General features: G+C 51.5%; 20 protein-coding genes, 2 tRNA genes and 1 riboswitch. Of the genes, 1 reads left to right on the forward strand and 21 read right to left on the reverse strand.

Annotated features, from left to right (window positions below; genetic code table 11):
* Positions 1–46 precede the first annotated feature (46 nt).
* From ACTHS8_RS06750 to gcvT, 17 genes are all read right to left on the reverse strand, one after another.
* Positions 47–604: a hypothetical protein gene (locus ACTHS8_RS06750; RefSeq protein ID WP_070826444.1), complete on the reverse strand. Its 558-nt coding sequence runs from the start codon at positions 602–604 to the stop codon at positions 47–49.
* Between the two features lie 394 nt (positions 605–998).
* Positions 999–1,073 (reverse strand) — tRNA-Glu (locus tag ACTHS8_RS06755).
* 12 nt (positions 1,074–1,085) lie between these two features.
* Positions 1,086–1,162, reverse strand: a tRNA-Arg gene (locus tag ACTHS8_RS06760).
* A gap of 133 nt (positions 1,163–1,295) precedes the next feature.
* A complete protein-coding gene (locus ACTHS8_RS06765) occupies positions 1,296–2,654 on the reverse strand; it encodes a deoxyguanosinetriphosphate triphosphohydrolase (protein WP_049348127.1) in 1,359 nt (452 codons plus the stop codon).
* 57 nt (positions 2,655–2,711) lie between these two features.
* Positions 2,712–3,971 (reverse strand): transcription termination factor Rho, encoded by a 1,260-nt coding sequence (rho, locus tag ACTHS8_RS06770; RefSeq protein ID WP_003748836.1) that lies wholly within the window; start codon positions 3,969–3,971, stop codon positions 2,712–2,714.
* A 243-nt stretch (positions 3,972–4,214) separates the two neighbouring features.
* Positions 4,215–5,117, reverse strand: coding sequence for a DMT family transporter (locus ACTHS8_RS06775; protein ID WP_440373318.1), 903 nt, complete (start codon positions 5,115–5,117; stop codon positions 4,215–4,217).
* A gap of 82 nt (positions 5,118–5,199) precedes the next feature.
* The gene (locus ACTHS8_RS06780) at positions 5,200–6,888 is read right to left on the reverse strand and encodes a glutamine--tRNA ligase/YqeY domain fusion protein (RefSeq protein ID WP_440373319.1); all 1,689 of its coding nucleotides are present in this window, start codon (positions 6,886–6,888) and stop codon (positions 5,200–5,202) included.
* A gap of 105 nt (positions 6,889–6,993) precedes the next feature.
* Positions 6,994–7,773, reverse strand: a complete 780-nt coding sequence (locus ACTHS8_RS06785) for a DeoR/GlpR family DNA-binding transcription regulator (protein ID WP_070836822.1) — start codon at positions 7,771–7,773, stop codon at positions 6,994–6,996.
* Between the two features lie 72 nt (positions 7,774–7,845).
* Complete coding sequence (locus tag ACTHS8_RS06790; protein ID WP_049348122.1) at positions 7,846–8,559, reverse strand: GntR family transcriptional regulator; 714 nt, start codon at positions 8,557–8,559, stop codon at positions 7,846–7,848.
* 261 nt (positions 8,560–8,820) lie between these two features.
* Complete coding sequence (locus ACTHS8_RS06795) at positions 8,821–9,240, reverse strand: OsmC family protein (protein ID WP_003679886.1); 420 nt, start codon at positions 9,238–9,240, stop codon at positions 8,821–8,823.
* Between the two features lie 111 nt (positions 9,241–9,351).
* Complete coding sequence (gene thiD, locus ACTHS8_RS06800; protein ID WP_049348120.1) at positions 9,352–10,161, reverse strand: bifunctional hydroxymethylpyrimidine kinase/phosphomethylpyrimidine kinase; 810 nt, start codon at positions 10,159–10,161, stop codon at positions 9,352–9,354.
* Between the two features lie 224 nt (positions 10,162–10,385).
* The gene (gcvP, locus tag ACTHS8_RS06805; RefSeq protein ID WP_440373320.1) at positions 10,386–13,238 is read right to left on the reverse strand and encodes an aminomethyl-transferring glycine dehydrogenase; all 2,853 of its coding nucleotides are present in this window, start codon (positions 13,236–13,238) and stop codon (positions 10,386–10,388) included.
* A 289-nt stretch (positions 13,239–13,527) separates the two neighbouring features.
* Positions 13,528–14,208, reverse strand: coding sequence for an energy transducer TonB (locus tag ACTHS8_RS06810; RefSeq protein ID WP_440373321.1), 681 nt, complete (start codon positions 14,206–14,208; stop codon positions 13,528–13,530).
* A gap of 41 nt (positions 14,209–14,249) precedes the next feature.
* On the reverse strand, positions 14,250–14,801 hold the full coding sequence (locus tag ACTHS8_RS06815) for a DNA-3-methyladenine glycosylase I (protein WP_440373322.1): 552 nt from the start codon (positions 14,799–14,801) through the stop codon (positions 14,250–14,252).
* A gap of 107 nt (positions 14,802–14,908) precedes the next feature.
* A complete protein-coding gene (gcvH, locus tag ACTHS8_RS06820) occupies positions 14,909–15,307 on the reverse strand; it encodes a glycine cleavage system protein GcvH (protein ID WP_036492952.1) in 399 nt (132 codons plus the stop codon).
* Between the two features lie 36 nt (positions 15,308–15,343).
* Entirely contained in the window at positions 15,344–15,883 is a 540-nt protein-coding gene (locus tag ACTHS8_RS06825) for a hypothetical protein (protein WP_440373386.1), read from the reverse strand.
* A gap of 147 nt (positions 15,884–16,030) precedes the next feature.
* Positions 16,031–17,131, reverse strand: a complete 1,101-nt coding sequence (gene gcvT, locus ACTHS8_RS06830) for a glycine cleavage system aminomethyltransferase GcvT (protein WP_063068453.1) — start codon at positions 17,129–17,131, stop codon at positions 16,031–16,033.
* Positions 17,132–17,341: 210 nt separating this feature from the next.
* A riboswitch (glycine riboswitch) is annotated at positions 17,342–17,439 on the reverse strand.
* Positions 17,440–17,645: 206 nt separating this feature from the next.
* Between gcvT and ubiB the strand changes: the two genes are divergently transcribed.
* Positions 17,646–19,157: a ubiquinone biosynthesis regulatory protein kinase UbiB gene (ubiB, locus tag ACTHS8_RS06835; RefSeq protein ID WP_440373323.1), complete on the forward strand. Its 1,512-nt coding sequence runs from the start codon at positions 17,646–17,648 to the stop codon at positions 19,155–19,157.
* A 74-nt stretch (positions 19,158–19,231) separates the two neighbouring features.
* On the opposite strand, the gene ACTHS8_RS06840 is transcribed toward ubiB, so the two are convergent.
* The 4 genes from ACTHS8_RS06840 to ACTHS8_RS06855 all read right to left on the reverse strand — a co-directional run bounded on the left by ACTHS8_RS06840 (position 19,232) and on the right by ACTHS8_RS06855 (position 22,985).
* Complete coding sequence (locus ACTHS8_RS06840; protein ID WP_440373387.1) at positions 19,232–20,602, reverse strand: chloride channel protein; 1,371 nt, start codon at positions 20,600–20,602, stop codon at positions 19,232–19,234.
* 77 nt (positions 20,603–20,679) lie between these two features.
* The gene (argJ, locus tag ACTHS8_RS06845) at positions 20,680–21,900 is read right to left on the reverse strand and encodes a bifunctional glutamate N-acetyltransferase/amino-acid acetyltransferase ArgJ (RefSeq protein WP_440373324.1); all 1,221 of its coding nucleotides are present in this window, start codon (positions 21,898–21,900) and stop codon (positions 20,680–20,682) included.
* Positions 21,901–21,942: 42 nt separating this feature from the next.
* Positions 21,943–22,641 (reverse strand): LrgB family protein, encoded by a 699-nt coding sequence (locus tag ACTHS8_RS06850; protein WP_284675849.1) that lies wholly within the window; start codon positions 22,639–22,641, stop codon positions 21,943–21,945.
* Positions 22,641–22,985, reverse strand: a complete 345-nt coding sequence (locus tag ACTHS8_RS06855) for a CidA/LrgA family protein (protein WP_440373325.1) — start codon at positions 22,983–22,985, stop codon at positions 22,641–22,643. Before ACTHS8_RS06855 ends, ACTHS8_RS06850 begins: the two co-directional genes overlap by 1 nt.
* Positions 22,986–23,054: the final 69 nt, after the last annotated feature.

The following is a 23,054-nucleotide window of genomic DNA, read 5'->3' on the forward strand; positions in this document are numbered from 1 at the left end:
ACGGCCTGTTTTATTTTACCCAGCGTTTAAAGCTGTCGGTAAAAAATTATTTTTTCACTTTTTTAGCAGCAGGTTTAGCGGCAGCTTTCGCGCCTTTGTCCAATGCGCAGAAGCGGGTAACGATTTGATCAACCACTTCTTGTTTGCCGTTTACTTCGGTAGTACCGCGGATAGTCAGCATGTTGCCGTCAACTTTGTCTACGTTGGCTGCAGTGGCTGCCTCAGCAACCCAAGCGACATTGCCGCCCCAAAATGCGTTTACATCTTTGCTGCTGTCAGTGATACGGAACAGGTTTTCAGTTAATTGACCTTTGTATTTTACTTGTGCAGCAACAACTTCGTTGCCTTTGAAGCCGTACATTACGCTCAGAGGCTCTTTGCCGTCTTTACCGCATTTGTAGTGAACTTCTTTAGTACCGTCGATAGAGTCTACTTTCAAAGTATTAGGTACTGGAGCTTGAGCTTGTTGAGCCTGAGCTTGAGTTTGTTGTTGCGCAGTAGGCGCAGCTTTGGCTTCAGGTTTGGCTTTAGAACCGCTGCTACATGCAGTCAGGGCAACAGCCGCCAAAACAGCAGGAACGATTAATTTAACATTCATATTCATAATTGACTCCCAAATGGTTTCAATAAAAAACCGGCAAACGCCGGCTGACATTTACACATTAACAGAGATATTCTGTCTTGTCTTTATCTCAGACGGCATTTTTTAAGAAAAGTTCAAATAAATATTTTTATATTATAAAATCAAATAATTATAAATATGAAATCATGTAAATTCAGGTTTGGGAATTTTTAAGATGAATACTGTTGTCAATAAATTGGGGTTTGACAATGGTAAAATGAGATTGAAAAGCGTATATAAACGACAAAAAGTCTGGGCAATTTATTTTACAAACTTCTGTCTCTTGAGTTGCTGAGCGTTTCAGACGGCCTTAAACACAAACAGCAAATACAATAAAAAAACGCAATCTGAAACAGATTGCGTTTTTTTTGAAAACTGGCACGCCCACGGGGAATCGAACCCCGGTTACCGCCGTGAAAGGGCGATGTCCTAACCGCTAGACGATGGGCGCGGATAAATCTTGTGGCGCACCCGGAGCGATTCGAACGCCCGACCCTCTGGTTCGTAGCCAGATACTCTATCCAACTGAGCTACGGGTGCATCCTCATCACTTCGCTAGTGCGTTGTGAATCAAGAAGACCGAATAATATAGGCTTTGCTGAAACCTGTCTACTCTTTTCGCAGATATTTTTTTATATTTTTATTTAACCAATTGAAATTAAAAAATATAAAATTAACGTAAAATCCCTACTCCTGACAAATCCTGTGCCATTTTGGCGGCGGAGTTATCAGTCATGCCGCCGACAAAATCCAAAATCTTCATATAGGCCTGATACAGACTGTCTTCAGGAAGAATCGGATTATGCTTTTTCAACAACTCCAATGCCAGAGACTGACGCGTTGCCAACTGTTTTTCAGCAATCAGGGCATAAGCGGCAGGGACGAGTAAATCCAAGATGGAGCCTAAACATGGGAACGTGGCGATCTCGGTCAAGAGCTTGGTGTGATGGCGGAAAATCCGTGTTTGCGCCAATTCTTTTGCTTTTGCCAAAGTGTTTTGCACTTGCGGGCTACACAGAGCAAGCAAGTCTTTGCCTTTGAATGTTCCGTCCAGTAAATCAGACTGATGCAGCATAAAGGTTTGTGCGACATCATCAATCGCCTTACCAATCGCAATACCGCGCAACATGGCGCAACGCTGACGGCTGGAGCTGGCGTGCCATGCGCTTTCGGCAAAGGTCAGTTCGGACAAAATACTTTCCACTTCCGTATCCGTGAGCAAATCCAATTCGACGGCATCTTCCAAGTCCAGCAAGGCATAGCAAATATCGTCGGCGGCCTCCATCAAATAAGACAAAGGATGGCGCGCCCAGCTGTCTGCTCCTGCGGAAACCAGCCCCAATTCATCGGCAACTTGACGGATAAACGGCAACTCGGTTTGATAAATATTGAATTTCTTTCTGCCGTTTGGATGTTGCGTTGTCCACGGATACTTCAGTAATGCGCCGATGGCTGCAGCAGTCAGGCGCATTCCGCCAGCCTCGGGATACATTTCAAGGCTGGCGACGATACGCAGGCTATGCGCATTGCCTTCATAGGTTTGAATGTCGTTGCGTTCCGCTTCGTTTAATGTGTTCAGATAAATTTGATGTTCAGGCCGTCTGAACCAATCGCGCAAAGCATCTTCGCCGGTATGACCAAACGGCGGATTACCCAAATCATGCGCCAAACAGGCAACCTGCACCACGGCACCAATATCGCTGGGCGTATTGCCCTGCGGCAGAAAACCGCCGTTGTGCAACATCACGCCCACGCGGTTGCCCAAGCTCCTGCCCACGCTGGCAACTTCAACGCTGTGCGTCAGGCGGTTGTGCGTCAAATCGTGTTGCGCCAACGGATGCACCTGCGTTTTACGGCCAAGTCGGCGGAAGGCTCCGGAAAAAACAACCCGGTCGTAATCGATGTGAAAATCCGTACGCAAGGCATCGGCACCTTCCTGAGTCGAAGGGGTAACGGTCGGCACGATTTCGCCGTTTTTGGGACGGAAGCGTTGGGTGGACAATAAGTTTTGCCAATTCATTCGGGTATTCATAAGCGTTTCCTAAAATGAAGCAAAGGCCGTCTGAAACATATTCAGACGGCCTTATGTTTATTTACCGCGCATCAATTCAAAGAAATCGTCATTGTTTTTGGAGTCTTTGAGTTTGCCCACCAAAAACTCGGTCGCTTCGATTTCGTCCATCGGATGGAGGAATTTACGCAAGAGCCACATACGCTGCAACTGATCGTTCGGTACCAGTAATTCTTCGCGGCGCGTACCGGATTTATTGATGCTGATGGCCGGAAACAGGCGTTTTTCTGCCATACGGCGGTCAAGGTGCAATTCCATATTGCCCGTACCTTTGAACTCTTCGTAAATCACGTCGTCCATGCGGCTGCCGGTTTCAACAAGCGCTGTCGCAATGATAGTGAGCGAACCGCCCTCTTCCACATTACGCGCGGCACCGAAGAAGCGTTTCGGACGGTGCAAAGCGTTGGCATCGACACCGCCAGTCAGAATTTTGCCCGAAGTCGGCACGACGGTATTGTAGGCGCGCGCCAAACGGGTAATCGAATCCAGCAGGATGACCACGTCTTTTTTGTGTTCGACCATACGTTTGGCTTTTTCAATCACCATCTCGGCCACTTGCACATGGCGTTGCGCAGGTTCGTCAAACGTAGAGGAAACGACTTCGCCACGTACAGAACGGCTCATTTCGGTCACTTCTTCCGGACGCTCGTCAATCAACAGGACAATCAGCTCGACATCAGGATAATTGGCGGTAATGGCGTGGGCAATGTTTTGCAACATCACGGTTTTACCGGTTTTAGGCGGCGCAACCAACAATGCACGTTGGCCTTTACCGATCGGGGAAACCAAGTCGATGGCGCGGCCGGTCAGATTCTCTTCGGCTTTAATGTCTCGCTCAAGTTTGAATTGTTCGGTTGGGAATAAAGGCGTGAGGTTTTCAAAAAGGATTTTGTGTTTGCAGACTTCGGGCGGATCGCCGTTGATGGTATCGAGGCGGACAAGCGCGAAATAGCGCTCGTTGTCTTTCGGTACGCGCACGCTGCCTTCGATGGTGTCGCCGGTGTGCAGATTAAAGCGACGGATTTGCGTGGGCGAAACATAAATATCGTCAGGGCCGGCAAGATAAGAAGTATCTGCGCTGCGCAGGAAACCGAAGCCATCAGGCAGGATTTCAAGTGTGCCCGAACAGGTAAAGCTGACATTCTGCTTCATCATCTGGCGGACGATGGCAAAAACGAGGTCTTGTTTGCGGAAACGGTTGGCGTTTTCAATGCCATGTTCTTCTGCCATTTCCAAGAGTTTGGAAATGTGGAGGGTTTGGAGTTCTGAAACGTGCATAGTATTGATATATTTTGGATGGTATCAGAGAGATGGCACACAGGCCGTCTGAAAGTATGAAATCGTGCCGCAGGATACGGTAGATTTTTGAGAAAGTTGAATTTTAGGCAGTTGGAGGCAGGGTGTCAAATTTTTAAATCGAACGCTGAGCCGAGACCATAATCTTACCCTGCAATAAGATTATGGCGGCAACAGCTTGGCAATCGCAACCCTATCGCCAAAAATCCGAGTATTTACCCAACTTCAGACGGCCCTCTGCCCGTACCGCATCAGCGTCATGCCGCCGACTGCCGCCGCGCAGCCCGCAACCAGCGAAATATGCAGCGGTTCGCCCAAAACCCACGCCGAAGACAGCACACCGAAAATCGGCACAAGCGTAATATACGCCGCCGCGCTGCCTGCACCCAAAGTCTTTACGCCTTCGAAATACCACGCATAGGCCAATACCGTCGCACCAATGACCAGCCACGCCAAGGCTGTCCAACCGCGCCCATCCATTGCCGCTATCGCCTCAAACGGCATTCCGTCCGTCCACAACGCCACCACCGACAACATCAACGCACCAATGAACGACGTTGCCGTCGTTACCGTCAGCGCATCTATCCCGCGCAAAACCGCGCGACCGATTAAGGTATAAGCCGCCCAACAGACCACGCAGCCGAAAATCAGCCACTCCCCTGCCTTGATGCCGCCCGACAATACCGTCAACGGCTGCCCTTGCGTTACTACCATAATGGCACCGCCGACCGCCAGCAGCATACCCGCCAAAATCTTCGCGTTTAAACGCTCGCCGAAAAACCAAGTTGCCAACAGCAGCGTCAACACGGGGTTCACCGCCACGACCACCGCCGCCTTACCTGCCGGCATAGTCTGCAAACCCAGCATAAAAAACACCGCATAGCCGCACACGCCGACGGAAGCAGCCGCCGTCAAACCCAGCCATTGCCGTGCCGACAAAGCCACCAAAGTCGCGAACCTGCTGCGCGCAAACAACCAGCCCAACAACAAAACCGAAGCCAAGACAAACCGAACCGCCCCGCCCGTCAGCGGCGGCAGCGACTGCCCCAACATCCGCCCCATCGGCCAAGACGCGCCCCACAACACCGCCATTCCCAGCAGTTTCAAATGTACAGAATAACGTTCCATCTCATCCCTTTATCGACAAAGGCCGTCTGAAAACCCGATTTCACGTTTTCAGACGGCCTTCAATATAGCGACTGCAAACAGATTACTTAGGCTGCCAAGAATCTTTCAGCGTTACCGTGCGGTTAAACACCGGCGTGTCTTTGCTGTGGTCTTTGCGGTCGGTGACGAAATAGCCGATGCGTTCAAACTGCCAACGGCTCTCCGCCGGCAAATCTTTTGCGACAGGCTCGGCGTAGGCGGTGATTTCCTTGATGGATTCAGGGTTGAGGAAATCGGTAAACGGCAGGTAGTTGCCGTCTTCGCCGCGCACGGCATCGGGACGCTCGACGGTAAAGAGGCGGTCGTACAGGCGGACTTTGATTTCTGCTGCGTGTTCGGCGGAAACCCAGTGAATCACGCCTTTGACTTTTCGGCCTTCGGGATTTTTGCCCAAGGTATCGTGGTCGATGCTGCATTTGAGTTCAACCACATTGCCTGCCTCGTCTTTTACTACTTCATCGCACTTGATCACATAGCCGTGGCGCAAACGCACTTCGCCGCCGGGAATCAGGCGTTTGAAGCCTTTGGGCGGATTTTCGGCAAAGTCGTCGGCTTCGATGTAGATGGTTTGGGAAATAGGTACTTCGCGATCGCCCATTTCTTCGTGATTGGGGTGGAACGCGGCACGGCGGCTTTGGGTTTTGCCGGCTTCAAAGTTGGTCAGGGTAACTTTGAGCGGGTTCAAAACCGCCATCAGGCGCGGCGCGGAGTTTTCCAGCTCTTCACGAATCGCGCCTTCCAACACACTCATATCGACGATGTTTTCAGATTTGGAAATACCGGCGCGTTTGGCAAACAGGCGCAGGCCTTCGGGCGTGTAGCCGCGGCGGCGCATACCGGAAATCGTCGGCATACGCGGGTCGTCCCAGCCGGAAACGTGGCCGTCTGAAACCAGTTGGTTCAGCTTGCGTTTGGAGGTGATGGAATACAAAAGCTCCAAACGGGAAAACTCGTATTGGCGCGGGCGGGTGGCGTGCGGCGCGGGAATGTTGTCCAACACCCAGTCGTACAGCGGACGGTGGGCTTCAAATTCGAGCGTACACAAGGAATGCGTGATGCCTTCGATGGCATCGGAAATGCAATGCGTGTAGTCGTACATCGGATAGATGCACCATTTGTCGCCGGTGTTGTGGTGATGGGCGCGGCGGATGCGGTAGATGACGGGATCGCGCATATTGATGTTGCCTGAAGCCATGTCGATTTTCAGGCGCAGGGTTTTGCTGCCGTCGGGGAATTCGCCGTTTTTCATGCGCGTGAACAGGTCGAGGTTTTCTTCGACGCTTCGGTCGCGGTAGGGGCTGTTTTTGCCGGGTTCGGTGAGCGTGCCGCGGTATTCGCGCATTTCTTCGGGCGTCAAATCATCGACATACGCTTTGCCGTCTTTGATTAAACCGACAGCGTAATCATAAAGCTGGTCGAAATAATTGGAAGCGAAACGCGGCTCGCCTGCCCAATGGAAACCAAGCCACTCAACGTCTTCTTTGATGGCGTTGACGTATTCGTCGTTTTCTTTTTCGGGGTTGGTGTCATCGAAACGCAGGTTGCACAAGCCGTCATAAATATACGCCAAACCGAAGTTCAGGCAGATGGATTTGGCGTGGCCGATGTGCAGATAGCCGTTGGGTTCAGGCGGAAAACGGGTTTGGATGGCTGTATGTTTGCCGCTTTTGAGGTCTTCTTCGATGATGGTGCGGATAAAGTGGTTGTCCGCGAATTGGTCTTTATTCAACATAATATTTCTTTGATGGGAAAATGATTTTCTGTTTTCAGACGGCCTGAGCATTCAATCAGGCCATCTGAAAGGAATGGAATGATGGCTTAATTGTACCCGACTTGGCTACTTTGATACAGGGTCGGCAACCTGCCACGCCACGCCGCGCTCGTTTAGGGTTTTCTGCATGGCGGCGGATGGTGTGCGGTCGGTAAACAGCTTATCGAATGCGCCGATATCGCCCAGTCTGACCAAGGCATTGCTGTTGAACTTGCTGTGGTCGACGCCGAGATAGCGCACGCGGGCATTGTTCACCATTGCCTGCATGACGCTGACTTCCTTGTAGTCGTCATCCAAAAGCGAGCCATCGTTTTCTATGCCGTGGGTACTCATGATGGCATAGTCGACTTTGAATTGGTTGATGAAATCGACAGTCGCCACGCCCGTAATACCGCCGTCCAAGGGGCGGACCACACCGGAAGCGATGATGACCGTGTAGTCGGTACGCGCCGCGGTGATGGAGGCGGCGTAAATGTTGTTGGTGATAATCCGCAGGTTTTTACGCTGTCTCACCAACTCGGCGGCGACGGCTTCCATGGTTGTACCGATGCTGATAAAGAGCGAGGCATTGTCGGGAATGGTGGAAGCAATCAGCCGGGCAATGGCGTTTTTTTCCTGCTGCTGATGGTTGCGCCGCTCCTGCCCTGCCGTTACGACTGAAACGTCGCCCAAAGACGCGCCGCCGTGATAGCGTTTGAGCTGCCCGGTTTCGCTCAATTCCTGCACATCGCGGCGTATGGTTTGCGGTGTCACATCCAAATTCGCCGCCAGCTCTTCCACCGTCATGAAGTTATGTTCGCGGATAAGGGTGAGGATATGTTCGTGTCTCTGGATTTTGGGTTTCATGGCGTTTTGCTTTGCAGGGATAAACCAATGGCCGTCTGAATATTTCAGACGGCCTTTTTATTATTAAACCGATTACATTTCGAGTTTCTGTTCCAAGCGTTCGATGCACGCGCTCAAGTGGCGGCGCATGACTTTGGTCACACGGTTGCGCTTGCCGGCCACCAATAAATCGAGGATTTCGCGGTGTTCATGGTGGGAATTGGAATTGATGGTGCGCTTTTCTTTGCGAAGCGGATCGGAAACGGCCACAATCAGTGAAGAACGCGCGCACAAGGTATTCATGATTTCAAACAGGACGTCGTTGTCCAGCAGCCGCGCCAATTCGACATGGAAGGCATTGGACAGGCGGTTCCAACCCACGCGGTCGCCACTTTCGGAGGCTGCAGCCTCTTGCTCAATCATGGCGTAAAGCGGTTGCAGGCGCGTTTCCAAATCAGGCATATCGATGAGGACGCTCAAAATCATGCTTTCCATTTCGATACGCGTGTTGAACACGTCTTTCATTTCTTTCAAGTCCGGCACATGGACAAATGCGCCGCGATTGGGCTGCAAATCGACGATTTTATCGTGCGCCAAAAGCGACAATGCGCCACGCACGGTATTGCGCGAGCAAACCATTTGTCGGCAAAGCTCGGACTCGGTCAGTTTTTTACCCGGCAACAGCAGATGGTCGGTAATGCCGTCCAAAATCAATGCGTACACGCGGAAGAGTTCGGAATCGTGACGCTCTTCCAAAATAAGCGATGAAGTTGCAGGCGCAACGTTGGTATTATTTTCGTAATCCATAATGTTTCCCCAGTATCCGTATTAAGGCGCAAGCGTTTACAAACCAGCATCTTTCGGGGTTGTTTAAAATATAATTAAAAATTGTTGACAATGTTAAACGAAACTTGCACAATGAGATCAACAAGCCAAGTTATAAAGGCTGATAGAGAGAGAGAAAAAGGAATAAAAAGCAAGCAGATATATTCATGTTAATGCGTGAATATATCTGCTTTTTTTGTGGGTAGCCGGTTCACGCTCCTGCACGCCCACCCTAAAACCGCCCTATTCTGTTTCAACTATCTCGAAGCTGTGGCTCATTTTTGCCGCTTTGCCCAGCATAATCGATGCGGAGCAATATTTTTCGGCAGACATCTGTACAGCGCGTTCAATCGCGCTTTCTTGCAAATCCCGACCATACACTTTGAAATGGATATGGATTTCGGTAAACACGCGCGGCGCGGTGTCGGCGCGTTTGGCAGTCACTTCGGCACGGCAGTCGGTGATTTTTTGGCGTTGTTTCTCGGCAATCATCACGACATCGATGCTGGAACAGCCTGCTACACCCAACAACAGCATTTCCATCGGGCTGGGGCCGCGTTTGACTTCGCCTTCAGCCGCCGCGCCTTCCATCACAACGCTGTGTCCGTTTGCCGTTGTACCGACGAAGCACATTCCGTCTATCCATTTTGAGGTAACTTGCATGGTGTCTTTTTTATCCGTAAAAGCATTAATCTGATATTGTAAACAATTTCAAGTGATAAACCTAGTCAGGCCGTCTGAAAAATACAATCAATTACAATTGGTCTGAACGCATTATTCGTCCCGATACGCCCAGTGGTTGACCGGCCCGTGCCCTGCCCCGATGCCCAAAGGATGGGAAATGGCGGCGGCAATATAGTTTTTTGCCGTTTGAACTGCCTCGGGCACGCTAAACCCTTTTGCCAACTCGGCAGTGATGCAGGCAGAAAACGTGCAGCCTGTGCCATGTGTATGCGGCGTTGGGAAACGTTTGCTGTTCAGCTCAATGGTTTCGTATGGCGTAAACAGCCAGTCGGTGCAATATTCGCTTTGGCTGTCGGCAAGATGGCCTCCTTTAATCACCACATTTTTCACGCCCCAATCCTGAAGAGTTTTGGCGGCGCGTTCCGCATCTTGGCGGTTTTCAATATTGATACCCGTCAAAGCCTGCGCTTCGGGCAGATTGGGGGTCAATACGTCCGTATGCGGCAACAGCAGGCGTTTCATGGCTTCGACGGCCGAGTTTTCCAACAACGGCGCGCCGCCTTTGGCAATCATGACCGGATCCAACACACGTTTACCGAAGTCGCATTCGGCGGTTTGTTCCGCCACGCATTCGATGATTTCCGCCGTACCCAGCATGCCGATTTTATAAGCGCGGATTTGAAAATCCTCCTGAATCGCGGCAATTTGCGCGGCAATTATGTCGGTCGGTATCGGATGCACTGCCGATACGCCCAAAGTATTTTGTGCGGTAACCGCTGTCAGTACGCTGGTGCCGAACACGCCGCGCATCTGAAACGTCTTCAAATCCGCCTGTATGCCCGCGCCGCCTCCGGAATCTGAGCCGGCAATCGTCAGCGTTTGAATAAAAAGTTCGTCCATCGTATTATCCTGTTTTTCAGACGGCCTTTTGCTTATCGTTATGGGAAGCCGTTTGGTTTTATCCGTAAGCAAAGGCATTTGCCGTCTATTTTTCCGAATGCCTTATCCGTTGTTTTGCCAAAAACAAATGTATGTTCCCGGGCGAAATATCTTAACAAACAAAAGGCCATCTGAAAACTATTTTCATTTTCAGACGGCCTGTTCAATTTTAAACCTATTCAGGCTTAATCTTCGTATGCGTCAATCGGCAAGCAGGAGCAAATCAGATTGCGGTCGCCATACACTTCATCTACCCGTTTCACGCTCGGCCAGAATTTGTGTTCGCGGACGAACGGCAATGGGAGGACGGCTTCTTCACGAGAGTACGGATGCGCCCAGTCGCCGGTTACGTCGGATGAGGTGTGCGGAGCGTTAACCAGCGGGTTGTCCTCTTTCGGCCATTCGCCGCGCTCAACTTTCAGCACTTCCTGTTTGATTTGTTTCAAGGCGGCGATGAAGCGGTCGAGTTCGGCTTTGCTTTCGCTCTCGGTCGGCTCGATCATCAGCGTGCCGGCAACAGGGAAGGAAACCGTTGGTGCGTGGAAGCCGTAGTCCATCAGGCGTTTGGCGATGTCGGTTTCGGTGATGCCGCTTTCGGCTTTGAGCGGACGCAAATCGACGATACATTCGTGCGCGACGCGGCCATTTTTGCCTGTATACAGAATCGGATAGTCTTCGCTCAGACGTTTGGCAACATAGTTGGCGTTGAGCAATGCCCAGCGTGTTGCCTGCTCCATGCCTTGTTTGCCCATCATGGTCAGGTACATCCAAGTAATCGGCAGGATGGACGCAGAACCGAAGGCCGCAGCAGCAACGGCGGTTTGGTCGGCACTGGCGCTGTGGGTGTCGGTCAAAGCGTGTCCCGGTGCAAACGGGGCAAGGTGAGCTTTCAAACCGATAGGGCCGACGCCAGGACCGCCGCCGCCGTGAGGGATACAGAAGGTTTTGTGCAGGTTCATGTGCAACACGTCCGCGCCGACTTCGGCAGGCTGCATGATGCCGATTTGGGCGTTGAGGTTGGCGCCGTCCATGTAAACCTGTCCGCCGTTTTCATGGATGATGCGGCAGATGTCGCGGATGCCTTCTTCGTACACGCCGTGGGTGGACGGGTAAGTAATCATGATGGCGGACAAAGCGTCGCGGTATTGCTCGGCTTTGGCTTTCAAATCGTCGATGTTGACGTTGCCGTGTTCGTCGGTATCGACAACGACGACTTTCAAACCCAGCATAGCGGCAGTCGCAGGGTTGGTGCCGTGGGCAGATTTGGGAATCAGGCAGATGTTGCGGTGTCCCTCGCCGTTGGCTTCTTGATAGCGGCGGATGGACAGCATACCGCTGTATTCGCCCTGCGCGCCGGAGTTGGGCTGGAAGGAAATCGCGTCAAAGCCGGTGATGGCTTTCAGGCTGTTTTCCATGTCGGTCAAAAGCGCGCGGTAGCCTGCGGCTTGGTCTTTGGGGGCGTAGGGGTGGATGTCGGTGAACTCTGTCCAAGTAATCGGCAACATTTCCGCAGTCGCGTTGAGTTTCATGGTACAGCTGCCCAATGAAATCATGCTACGGTTCATCGCCAAGTCGCGGTCTTCGAGTTTTTTCAGGTAGCGCAACATTTCGTGTTCGGTATGGTAACTATTGAACACAGGGTGTTGCAGAATGTCGTCCTGACGCAGCAATTCGGCGTTCAGACGGCCTTTGACGTCATCGGCAAATGTGAACGTATCTTTGCCGGTAAACGCGCGGTACAAATCGACCAAATCTTCGTATGCCGACGTTTCATGGAATGCAGCCGCAACTTGAGTATCGTTAACGCGGCGCAGGTTGTAACCCGATTCCAAAGCAGCGGCAAACACTTGGTCTGCTTTCTCTTTGCTGCCGAAATCGACGGTAACGGTATCGAAGAAGACTTTATGAACCACATTCAGGCCGTCTGAAACCAGCGCATTGGCAAAGGTAGAAGCCAGCGCATGAATGCGGTTGGCAATGCGTTTCACGCCTTCAGGGCCGTGGTAAACGGCATACATACCGGCCAAGTTCGCCAGCAATGCCTGCGCGGTACAAATATTGGATGTCGCTTTTTCGCGGCGGATGTGTTGCTCGCGGGTGGACAAAGCCATGCGCAAGGCAGGTTTGCCCGATGCGTCTTTGGATACGCCGATGATGCGGCCCGGAGCAGAACGTTTGAACTCGTCTTTAAACGCGAAATAAGCGGCGTGCGGACCACCGAAGCCCATCGGCACACCGAAGCGTTGGGTGTTACCCAAAGCAATATCCGCGCCCAATTCAGCCGGAGACTTCAGCAAAACCAAGCTCATGATGTCGGCGGCAACGGCCACGATTGTGCCTTTTGCTTTCAGACGACCGATAACATCCTGCAAATCTTGTACGTCGCCGTCTTTACCGACGTATTGGAACAGCGCGCCGAAGTATTCGCCGTCATCAGCTTGGGCAAAATCTCCAACCACCAGTTCAAAACCGAAATATTTGGCGCGGGTTTTCATCACGTCCAAAGTTTGCGGATACACGCGCGCATCCACAAAGAAACGCTCGGATTTCACTTTGCCCACGCGGTGCGCCATCGCCATCGCTTCAGCAGCGGCAGTTGCCTCGTCCAGCAAAGACGCGCCTGCCACAGGGAAACCGGTCAAATCGATACACACTTGTTGGAAGTTCAACAAAGCTTCCAAACGACCTTGGGCAATTTCCGCCTGATACGGGGTGTAGGCGGTGTACCAACCCGGATTTTCCAATACGTTGCGCAAAATCACATTCGGCACGCGGGTCGGGTAATAGCCCAAGCCGATATAGGACTTGTTGATCACGTTTTTAGACGCGATACCTTTCAATTTCGCCAACGCGTCCGCCTCGGTCAAAGCCCCGGGCAGGTCGAGTTCGGACGGCATACGGATGCTTTGCGGCACGGTATTGCCGACAAAATCATCCATGCTCTTCTCGCCCAGCGCTTCCAAAAGCGCAGCCTCGTCGCCAAAGCTCAAATGGCGCGCGGCAAATTCGTTCGGGTTGAACAATTCAGATAGTTTCATTTCTACTCCTTCGGTGTTGTAGGAAGCTGCCGCCAAGGGCAGATGTTTTGGGGGTCAGATGACGATATCCACTTGTTTTACGTTACAGCGGCGCCGGACAGGCTTCGGCAACATGGACATCATGTCGTAAAACGATGATGCACCAAAATATCGGTCATGTGAGTATGTTTTTTAGTTTTCAATTCTCAAATTGGAAAAGATATAGCTTGGCTAAACCGACTATGTTTGCCGCGTTGCTCTTTCCAACGTTCCAAGTCTACTCATAAAAACTTTAATTTGGTTCTACTGTCTATTCAAGTTTGAAGTTGACTGGAGTATTAAACTGCGACCAAACAGGTTGACCGTTTGTTACAGTAGGTAGAAAGATACCTCTGCTCATAGCTGCCTTAGCTGCTTTGTCCAATCTAGTGTGGCCTGAACTTTGCAAAATTTTAACGCTATCCAAACCACCTTTGGGTGAAACCAAAACCTTTAACACAATCTTTCCTTCTTCCCCATTCTCTTGTGATAATCTTGGATAACTTACATTTAGTTTACGGTAGACACCTCCTGCAAAATTGTCATGTTTTCCATACAGCAGATAGATATATTCCGCATACGCGGGGACATTTTGGCATACTGTCTGCGCTTGGCCATTTTCATCGATTGAATTAGAACAATTCTGAGTAGGTTGATAACGTTTTTGACGTTTCTCCGCTAATGCAGCATTGCATAATGCCCTACTTACCTGCTCATCACGGCATACTGCGCCATCAACACCGCCTTTTTCGTTGATAACTGATAATACTGATAATACTCCTCCTTTTTCTCCATCAGGCGTGGGGGCGACCACTACCTTCGGTTTTGACACTTCCGGTCGTATTAAAATTTCTTCAACAGATGGAAGTTTTTTGCCTGAAGAAGAGAAACAGGCTGTCAAAAATGTAGACAGCACCAAAAGGATTACGGTAGAGGGTTTTATAATATTCATTTTTTAATTTTTTTCATAACGCATATTGCCCGAACTAAGCTTCAGACGGCCTCCGCCCACTTTGGACGACATGCCAATATTTCCCTATAAACCGGACAGGTTTCCACATGCGCGCCGGGCAGGTAGCCGGTACTCATCAGAAATTCGCCGACGATTTCGCCGCCGACAAATTTGAAATGTTTTTTAAACAGCTTCACCCATTCAACCTTGTCGAGCGGATGGTTCGCATCCAGCCAGTTTTTGAATGAGCCGTATTCTTGCTGTATTTGTTTGATTTGTCGCGCGTTATAAATGGCTGCGTTGATTTTCAGGCGGTTGCGGACGATGCCTGCATCGGCAAGCAGCCGCTCAATATCGGCTTCGTCAAATGCGGCGACCGTATCGATGTCAAAACCTTTAAATGCCGTCTGAAATGCCTGTTGCTTCTTCAGCATCAGCGTCCAGCTTAATCCTGCCTGATTGATTTCCAACACCAGCCGCTCAAACAATTCATTGTCGTCCTCAATCGGAAAACCGTATTGCGTGTCGTGATAATGTTTGTTGGGGTTGTCCGTATCGTCGGGAAGCGTGGCGACAAATTCGCAGTAATTCATGTTTGCTGAGGAAAATTTGAAACAAAGGCCGTCTGAAAGCATTTTTCAGACGACCTAAGACCTGCAATATCAAACAGATGAAAAACCTGTTTGAATGTTTGCAAAAATCAAGCTACTTCGCCTGCGTATTGTTCGGCAGTCAGCAGACCGTCGTAATCGGCAGGGTTGGCAGGTTTGATTTTGAAGAACCAGCCTGCGCCGTAAGGGTCGCTGTTGGCAGTTTCCGGAGCGCTTGGTAAATCTTCGTTGACGGCAACGACTTCGCCTGCAATCGGCGCGTATACGTCAGATGCGGCTTTCACAGACTCAACCACACCGGCTTGCTCTTCGGCAGCCAGGTTTGCGCCGACTTCTGGCAGCTCGACAAATACGATGTCACCCAACAGCTCTTGCGCGTGATGGGTAATACCGACAGTGATGGTACCGTCTTCTTCAAGGCGCAGCCATTCGTGGCTGGCAACGTATTTCAGTTCTGCTGGGATGTTGCTCATGGTTTGATACTCCATTGATAGGGGGTTATTTTCAGACGGCATCTGCACAGCTTAACGTGCGCAGATACCTCGTGCGATTAATTCTTCCAAGCGTCCGTAATGGACGGCAATCATATTGTTTTTATCTTGTTCCAATTTTTGCTTTTGGGCGGAAGGAAGTTTAGGGGATGCAGAATAATCCAAATATGCTTCGTTTATCTTGCGCTTGTTACTTGCCATTACGCCGCTTGCGCGGAATACAACGATTCCTTGTTTGGACCTCATATTGTCTGCAACGGCAACCTTCAGGCCTTTGCTGCGGTAATCTGCACAAATGCCTGTAACAGCCGATACTTTATCCACTTCAACTGTTCCTGCATAACGGCTGAACGTAAACAGGGTAAATGATTTCGCTTGCGACAATGATTTCAGGTCGGCAGCACGGCTTCTACCCTTATTATCTTGCACGGCAATACTCAAATCATCATTCATGCGGATAATATCAAGAGCATATTCCCCGTCTATCGTCACCTCGCCGGCAATCTTTCCATTGCCGCCAACGGTTTTCATAAATGTTGCAGTACGGGATTTTCCTTCTGTATCGAAAAACATCAATCCGCGCTCGCTGGCAGACGAAGCGCAAGCCGATAACATCAATAACAACAATAAACTGCCAAAGGTTGCTTTCATAGGAAACAACAATTCCTTAAAACCTGCTTTCAGACGACCCTTAACAAATAAAGGCCGTCTGAACCGATATTAATCAAACTGTTTTTGACCGTTGCGGACAAACGGCAGCTTCAGTACACGCACGTCCACTTCTTTGCCACGAATCAGGACTTTGGCGGTATCGCCGTCAAAGTCTTTCGGTACGCGCGCGATGGCGATGGATTGTTTCAGGCTTGGGGAGAATACGCCGCTGGTGGTTTCGCCTTGGCCTTTGTCGGTCAACACTTCCATATGCGCGCGCAGGATGCCGCCTTTTTCGAGCAATAAGCCAACCTGTTTGACGGCAACGCCTTTTTCTTTCAATGCCAGCAAGGCGGCTTTACCGACGAAATCGCGGCTTTCGTCTTTCAAATCAACCGTCCAACCCATGCCTGCCTCGAGCGGACTGGTATTGTCGTCCATATCGTTGCCGTAGAGGTTCATGCCGGCTTCCATGCGCAGGGTGTCGCGTGCGCCGAGGCCGCAAGGCTGTACGCCTGCTGCTTGCAGGGCTTTGAAGAATGCGACGGCTTCGGTGCCAGGCAGAATCACTTCAACGCCGTCTTCGCCGGTATAGCCTGTACGGGCGACAAACCAGTCGTTGCCCAAGTCTGCACCTTGGAACGGTTTGAGGCCGTGAATCACGTCTGCCCATTCAGGTTTGACGGTCAGGAGTTTTTCGATGGCTTTCGGGCCTTGTACGGCAAGCATGCCGAGGTCGTAGCGCGGATTGAAGGCAACGCCGAACTCTTGTCCGACTTTGTGGAATTGCGCCGTGTCTTTTTCGCGGGTCGCGCCGTTGGACACGATGCGGTATTGGGTTTCGGCTTCATTGGTGCGGTAAACGATCAAGTCGTCAATCACGCCGCCGTTGTCGTTGAGCAAAGCGGAATAAAGGGCTTTGCCGACAAAAGCGAGTTTGGCGACATCGTTGGCAATCAATTTGCGGAAAAAGGCTTTGGCATTTGCGCCTGCTACGTCGGTAACGAGCATATGGGATACGTCAAACATACCGGCGTCGGTGCGCACGGCTTCGTGTTCGGCGATTTGTGAACCATAATGGATGGGCAGCTCCCAGCCAGCAAAATCGACCAGCTTCGCGCCTGCATCTTGATGGGCTTGATGAAATGGGGTGGTTTTCAGTGCAGTCATTCTCAAGTTTCTCCGGATTTTTTGTTCAGATGCCGCCCGCGCACCTATGCGCGGATGACCCTATCTGTCCTTGAACCTGAGATTTTCGGCCGTATCCGCATGATGGCAAACCAGTCTGCTCACTGCTTTGCGCGGTTGTCTGAATGGTGGTTCAGACGGCCTTCTCCCCTTCGGTGGACGTTATTCTAACGCCGCTCTCCAGATTGTTTGTTTCAATGTGCAGTCCCTGATACCTGAGCGATTTAAGGGTGTCTGCGCCTTCGGTGGTTACATTGTAGTTGGGTGTAACACTCTCCTGCACATTTCCCGATTATGTCTTGAATCGGCGGTTTGGGCAAGTAGCCGACGAATATTTATGATGCGAATATTCGTCTTTTTATTGAGGCGGCAAAACCTTAGCCTTTATAAAATTGTTAGCTATGCGGCAAATGTTTTTGCAAAAGTCTCAGGCCGTCTGAAGCCCTTGCCCGTTTTTCCTATATAATTCTGTTTTTTCGATTTATCTGCGTCCATCATGAACCGCCTCAAACGCATTAAAACCATCCTCTGCACGCTCTACCGCTACCGCCTTGCCGAGCTGATTGCCTCGCTGGTCCGTCCGGGTTGGGCGCGGACTTTCCTCAGTATGCTGCCGCAGTCGTCCAAGTTCAAACACGAGATGCCTGCCGTGCGCCTGCGTTTGGCTTTGGAAAGTCTGGGGCCGATTTTCATCAAATTCGGACAGGTATTATCGACGCGCCCCGATTTGATTCCGCATGATTACGCGGTCGAACTGGCAAGGCTGCAAGACAAAGTGCCGCCGTTTGACGCGCAGCTTTCGCGCTCGCAAATCGAAAAATCTTTAGGCCAATCCATCGACACTTTATACGCGGAATTTGAAACCGAACCCGTCGCCAGCGCATCCATTGCCCAGGTACACAAAGCCCGCCTGCATTCGGGCGAACAGGTCGCAGTGAAAGTCTTGCGTCCCAACCTTCTGCCCGTTATCGAACAGGATTTGTCGCTGATGCGCTTTGGTGCAGGCTGGGTGGAACGTTTGTTTTCAGACGGCAAGCGTTTGAAGCCGCGCGAAGTGGTGGCCGAATTTGACAAATACCTGCACGACGAATTGGACTTGATGCGCGAAGCCGCCAATGCCAGCCAACTCGGACGCAATTTCCAAAACAGCAATATGCTGATTGTGCCGAAGGTGTTTTACGACTACTGCACCAGCGACGTGCTGACCATCGAATGGATGGACGGCACGCCGGTATCCGATATTGCCAAACTCAAAGCAGACGGCATCGATTTACACAAACTTGCCGATTACGGCGTGGAAATCTTCTTCACGCAAGTTTTCCGAGACGGCTTTTTCCATGCGGATATGCACCCCGGTAATATTCTGGTTGCCGCCGACAACCGCTACATCGCACTCGATTTCGGCATTGTCGGCACGCTGACCGATTACGACAAGCGCTATCTTGCCATCAACTTCCTTGCCTTCTTCAACCGTGATTACCACCGCGTCGCTACCGCCCACATCGAATCGGGCTGGGTGCCTGCCGACACGCGAGCGGAAGAATTGGAAGCGGCTGTCCGCGCCGTGTGCGAACCGGTGTTCAACAAACCGATTTCGCAGATTTCCTTCGGCTTGGTACTGATGCGCCTGTTTGAAGTCAGCCGCCGCTTCAATGTCGAAATCCAACCGCAGCTTGTGTTGCTGCAAAAAACGCTGCTCAACATCGAAGGCTTGGGCCGCCAGCTTGATCCCGATTTGGACTTGTGGAAAACCGCCAAACCGTTTTTGGTGCGCTGGATGAACGAACAAGTCGGCCCCAAAGCCCTTTGGCGCAACCTCAAAAACGAAGCCCCCGACTGGGCGCAAATCATCCCTTCCCTGCCGCGCAAAATCAGTGCGCTGATTGATGAAAACCGTCAACAGGAAATGCGCGATGCCTATGTGCATCTGGTCAAAGTACAGCAACGCCAAAGCCTGTGGCTGGGTGTGATTGCGGTTGTTTTACTGCTGATTTTGCTGTTTAAATAAACCGTAATACAGCTTTAAACCACATAACAAAGGCCGTCTGAAATCGATTTTCAGACGGCCTTTTATGTGCCGACCTATTCTTTTTTCTCATGCTGAACATATCCGCTTTCAGCTTCGATATGCCGTCTGAAGCGCAAACCTGCGGCGTGGTAAAACGGATGCGGCGAGAATTGGCGCGATACTTGCGAAGCGAAGATGCAAGTCAGCAACATCCAAAACAGTAAATTCTGTCCGCCCGTCATTTCCATTACCACCACGGCGGCGGTCAACGGCGATTGGGTCGCGGCGGCAAGGAATGCGGCCATGCAGAGCAAAACCGCGACATTGGACGCGTCGCCCAGTTGCGCGAAAGAAGCCATGTGTTCGCCTATCATCGCACCGATGGTTAACGACGGCGTGAAGATGCCGCCGGGAATGCCTGCCCAATAGCTGAACACGGTCGCCGCCCATTTCGCGGCGGCCAAGCCGAACGGCGCTTCATACGCGCCTTTAAGAGCGGCTGCGGCTTCGTGATAGCCCGTGCCATAGGTTTTGCCTTGATAAAACGTACCGAGCAGCGCCAGTAAGATACCCATCACAAAAGCGACCACCAACAAATGACGGCGGATGAAACTGCGCCAGCGTACCGGCGCGAATGCTGCCGCGCCGCGATACAAAAAGCTGCCGAACAATCCGCCAGCCACGCCGCAGACAATGCCCGACACCGCGGCCCACATCAGCATATTTGGCAGCTCGTGTCCTTGAAACCCTGAAAAATACGGGTTGTTGCCCTGTATCGCCACTTGAATGAAACCGGCCGCCAACACGCCCATCAGGATCTGGCGCTCCCAACGCAAAAGCACGCCGCGCCCCAATTCTTCGATGGCAAAGACCACGCCGGCCAAAGGCGCGTTAAACGCCGCCGCCAAACCGCCCGCCGCACCTGCGGCAATCAAATCGTTTTCCTGCATGCCCCTAAACGCCAGCCCGTGCTTTTTACACCACGCGCCCCAAGCGTTCATCACCGCCGCGCCCACTTGTACAGACGGCCCTTCCCTGCCGACAGAAGCTCCCAACAGCATGGCGCAAAACGTCAGCGGAATTTTGAAAAAGGTTTCGCCCAGACGAATCAGACGGGTTTTCTGCGCGCCATAAGGCAAAGACAAAGAAGCAATAACCTGCGGAATACCGCTGCCGGAAGTGTACGGCGCAAATTTACGCGTAAACCACGCCAAAAGCGGCAAACCCAGCGGCAAAGCCACCCACGCAAACCACGGATATTTTCCCACCAACAAGGCGTTCCATTCCAAAGCCAAATCCGCCAAGTACGCAAACATCAAAGCCGTCAGGGCAACCAGTGCCGATCCTGCCAGCAAAAACAGAAAGGCAATGCTCTTTTTCGACAGGCGTTTGGTTTGGCGGATTTTGTGGGCGAGGCGCGCCGCCCAAGCCTGGGGAAATTTCATCATAAACACGCAGTCAATGTGTTCAGACGGCCTTGATACTTTTCTCAAAGGCCGTCTGAAAACAAGAATAAAGGTTTTTAAGAACGGTAATCCGCGTTAATCGACACATACTCGTGCGACAAATCGCAGGTATAGACGGCCGCCGTCGTATCGCCGCGTTGCAAATCGATGCGGACGGTAATTTCCGGACGGTTCATCACGGCTTGTCCGGCCTCTTCGGTATAGCTTTCCGCGCGGCCGCCGTTTTCGGCCACTAACACGTCATCCAGCCACATTTTCAAAGCATCGACATCCAAGTCTTCAATACCGGCATAGCCGACGGCGGCCAACAGACGGCCCAAGTTCGGGTCGGAGGCAAAGAAAGCGGTTTTCACCAAAGGCGAATGGGCGACGGCATAAGCCACTTTGCACGCCTCTTCGCGGTTTTTTGCGTTTTGCACTTCAACCGTGATGAACTTGGTTGCACCCTCGCCATCACGGACAATCGCCTGTGCCAGTTCCAAAGCCAGCGAACCGAGCAAGGCTTTGAGCTGCGCATAGCGCGGATCGGCGGTATTGTCGATTTCGCTCTGACCGCAACGACCTGTCGCCATAATCACGAAGCTGTCGTTGGTACTGGTATCGCCGTCCACGGTAATCGTATTGAAACTTTCGTCTGCGATTTCTTGCGTCATCAGCTGCAAAATCGGTTGGGACACTTTGGCATCGGTAGCGATAAACGACAACATGGTCGCCATGTTCGGATGAATCATGCCCGAACCTTTGGCGATACCGGTCGCGCGGACTGTGTGTTTCTCGCCGACCAAGCCTGTGCGTGAAGCAGCTTTCGGTACAGTATCCGTCGTCATGATGGCACGAGCCGCGTCCGACCAGAATGCAGGGCGAACTTGCGGCAAAGCGGCCACGATTTTATCCACAGGCAATGGCTCTAAAATCACGCCGGTTGAAAACGGCATAATCTGATTGGATTGGCAGCCGACCTGTTCTGCCGCCGCCGCGCACACTTTAATCGCGTCCAGACGGCCTTGTGCGCCGGTACCCGCATTGGCATTGCCCGTATTGATGACTAAGGCACACACGCCGTCTTGGTCAAACAGATGCGACTTGGCGATATGCACCGGCGCGGCGCAGAAACGGTTTTGCGTAAACACCGCGCCCACCGTATGTCCGCCGCCCAACACCATCAGCGTCAAATCGTCGCGGTCTTGTTGCTTGATGCCGGCACGACCTGTAAACAGACGGATGCCGTCGATTTCCAACAATTCGTCTGCACGTTTTTCAGTCAAATTTACAGCCATATCATTTTCTCCTGTTTACACTATTTTCAGACGGCCTAAACGCTATACGCCCAATAAGGGAATCAAGATAGGCACCAATATCGCCGTCAACACACCGTTGAGCGTCAAGCCCAAGCCGGCATATGCGGCCATACGGCGGCCGTATTCCAAAGACGCCGCAATACCCATCGCATGTGAGGCTGTCCCCAAAGACATTCCCACTGAAGAAGGCATATACAACGCCCCTTTCAACACTTTATATCCGGCCATCTGTCCAAAAAGCCCGGCAATAATCACCGTTGCCGCCGTAATCGCCGGAATACCGCCGATAGACGCCGTGATTTCAATCGCAATCGGGTTAGTCACTGATTTGGGAGCCAGCGACAAAATCACTTCGCGCGAAGCACCCAGCCATTTGGCAAAATACACGCCTGTAACAATGCCTGTCACGCTGCCCGCCAACTGCGACAACACCACCGGCAACCACTGGCTGCGGATACGGTCCCAATTTCGATAAAGCGGCACGGCCAGCAACACGACTGCCGGTTTCAACCAAAAATCAATAAATTGCGAAGCAGAATGGTATAGCTCGTAATCGATGGCAAATACCTTCAAATACCCCATCAACACCAGCGTACTGATCAATACCGGATTACACAGCACATTCCCCGTACGCGCCCGAATCTGCACCGCCAAAGCATATACGGCCAAAGTCAGGAACAGCATGACCGAGGGCATGCGCAACAACCCGTCTATATTCATCACATCCGCCTCCTGACCCACTCATGCACTTTGCCGGTCACCAACAATACGCAGATCGTACTGCCGATGGTGGCCGTCAAAATCGAAAACCTGTCGTTTGCAATCACATCCAAATAGCTGATGACGGCCACGCAAGGCGGCACCAAAAATAAAGTCAGGTTTGCCATCAAAATGTCTGCCAGTTCTCCCACCCAAGACAATTTGACCCAGCCGGCCTGAAGCGCGGCAAACAGCAAACCCATGCCGACAATGCTGCCCGGCAGCTTCAACCCCAAAATCCAAACGGTTGCCTCGCCCAAAGCTAGGCAACCCAATACCACCAATAAGGCACGAATAATATTCATTAAGCCGGTTTCTCCTTATCCTTTTTCAGACGGCCTCAAAAAATTTATTAATCATTGAATCATATCGTG

The sequence above is a fragment of the Neisseria sp. P0016.S008 genome (genome assembly GCF_051957775.1).
Classification (GTDB): Bacteria; Pseudomonadota; Gammaproteobacteria; order Burkholderiales; family Neisseriaceae; genus Neisseria; species Neisseria flavescens_B.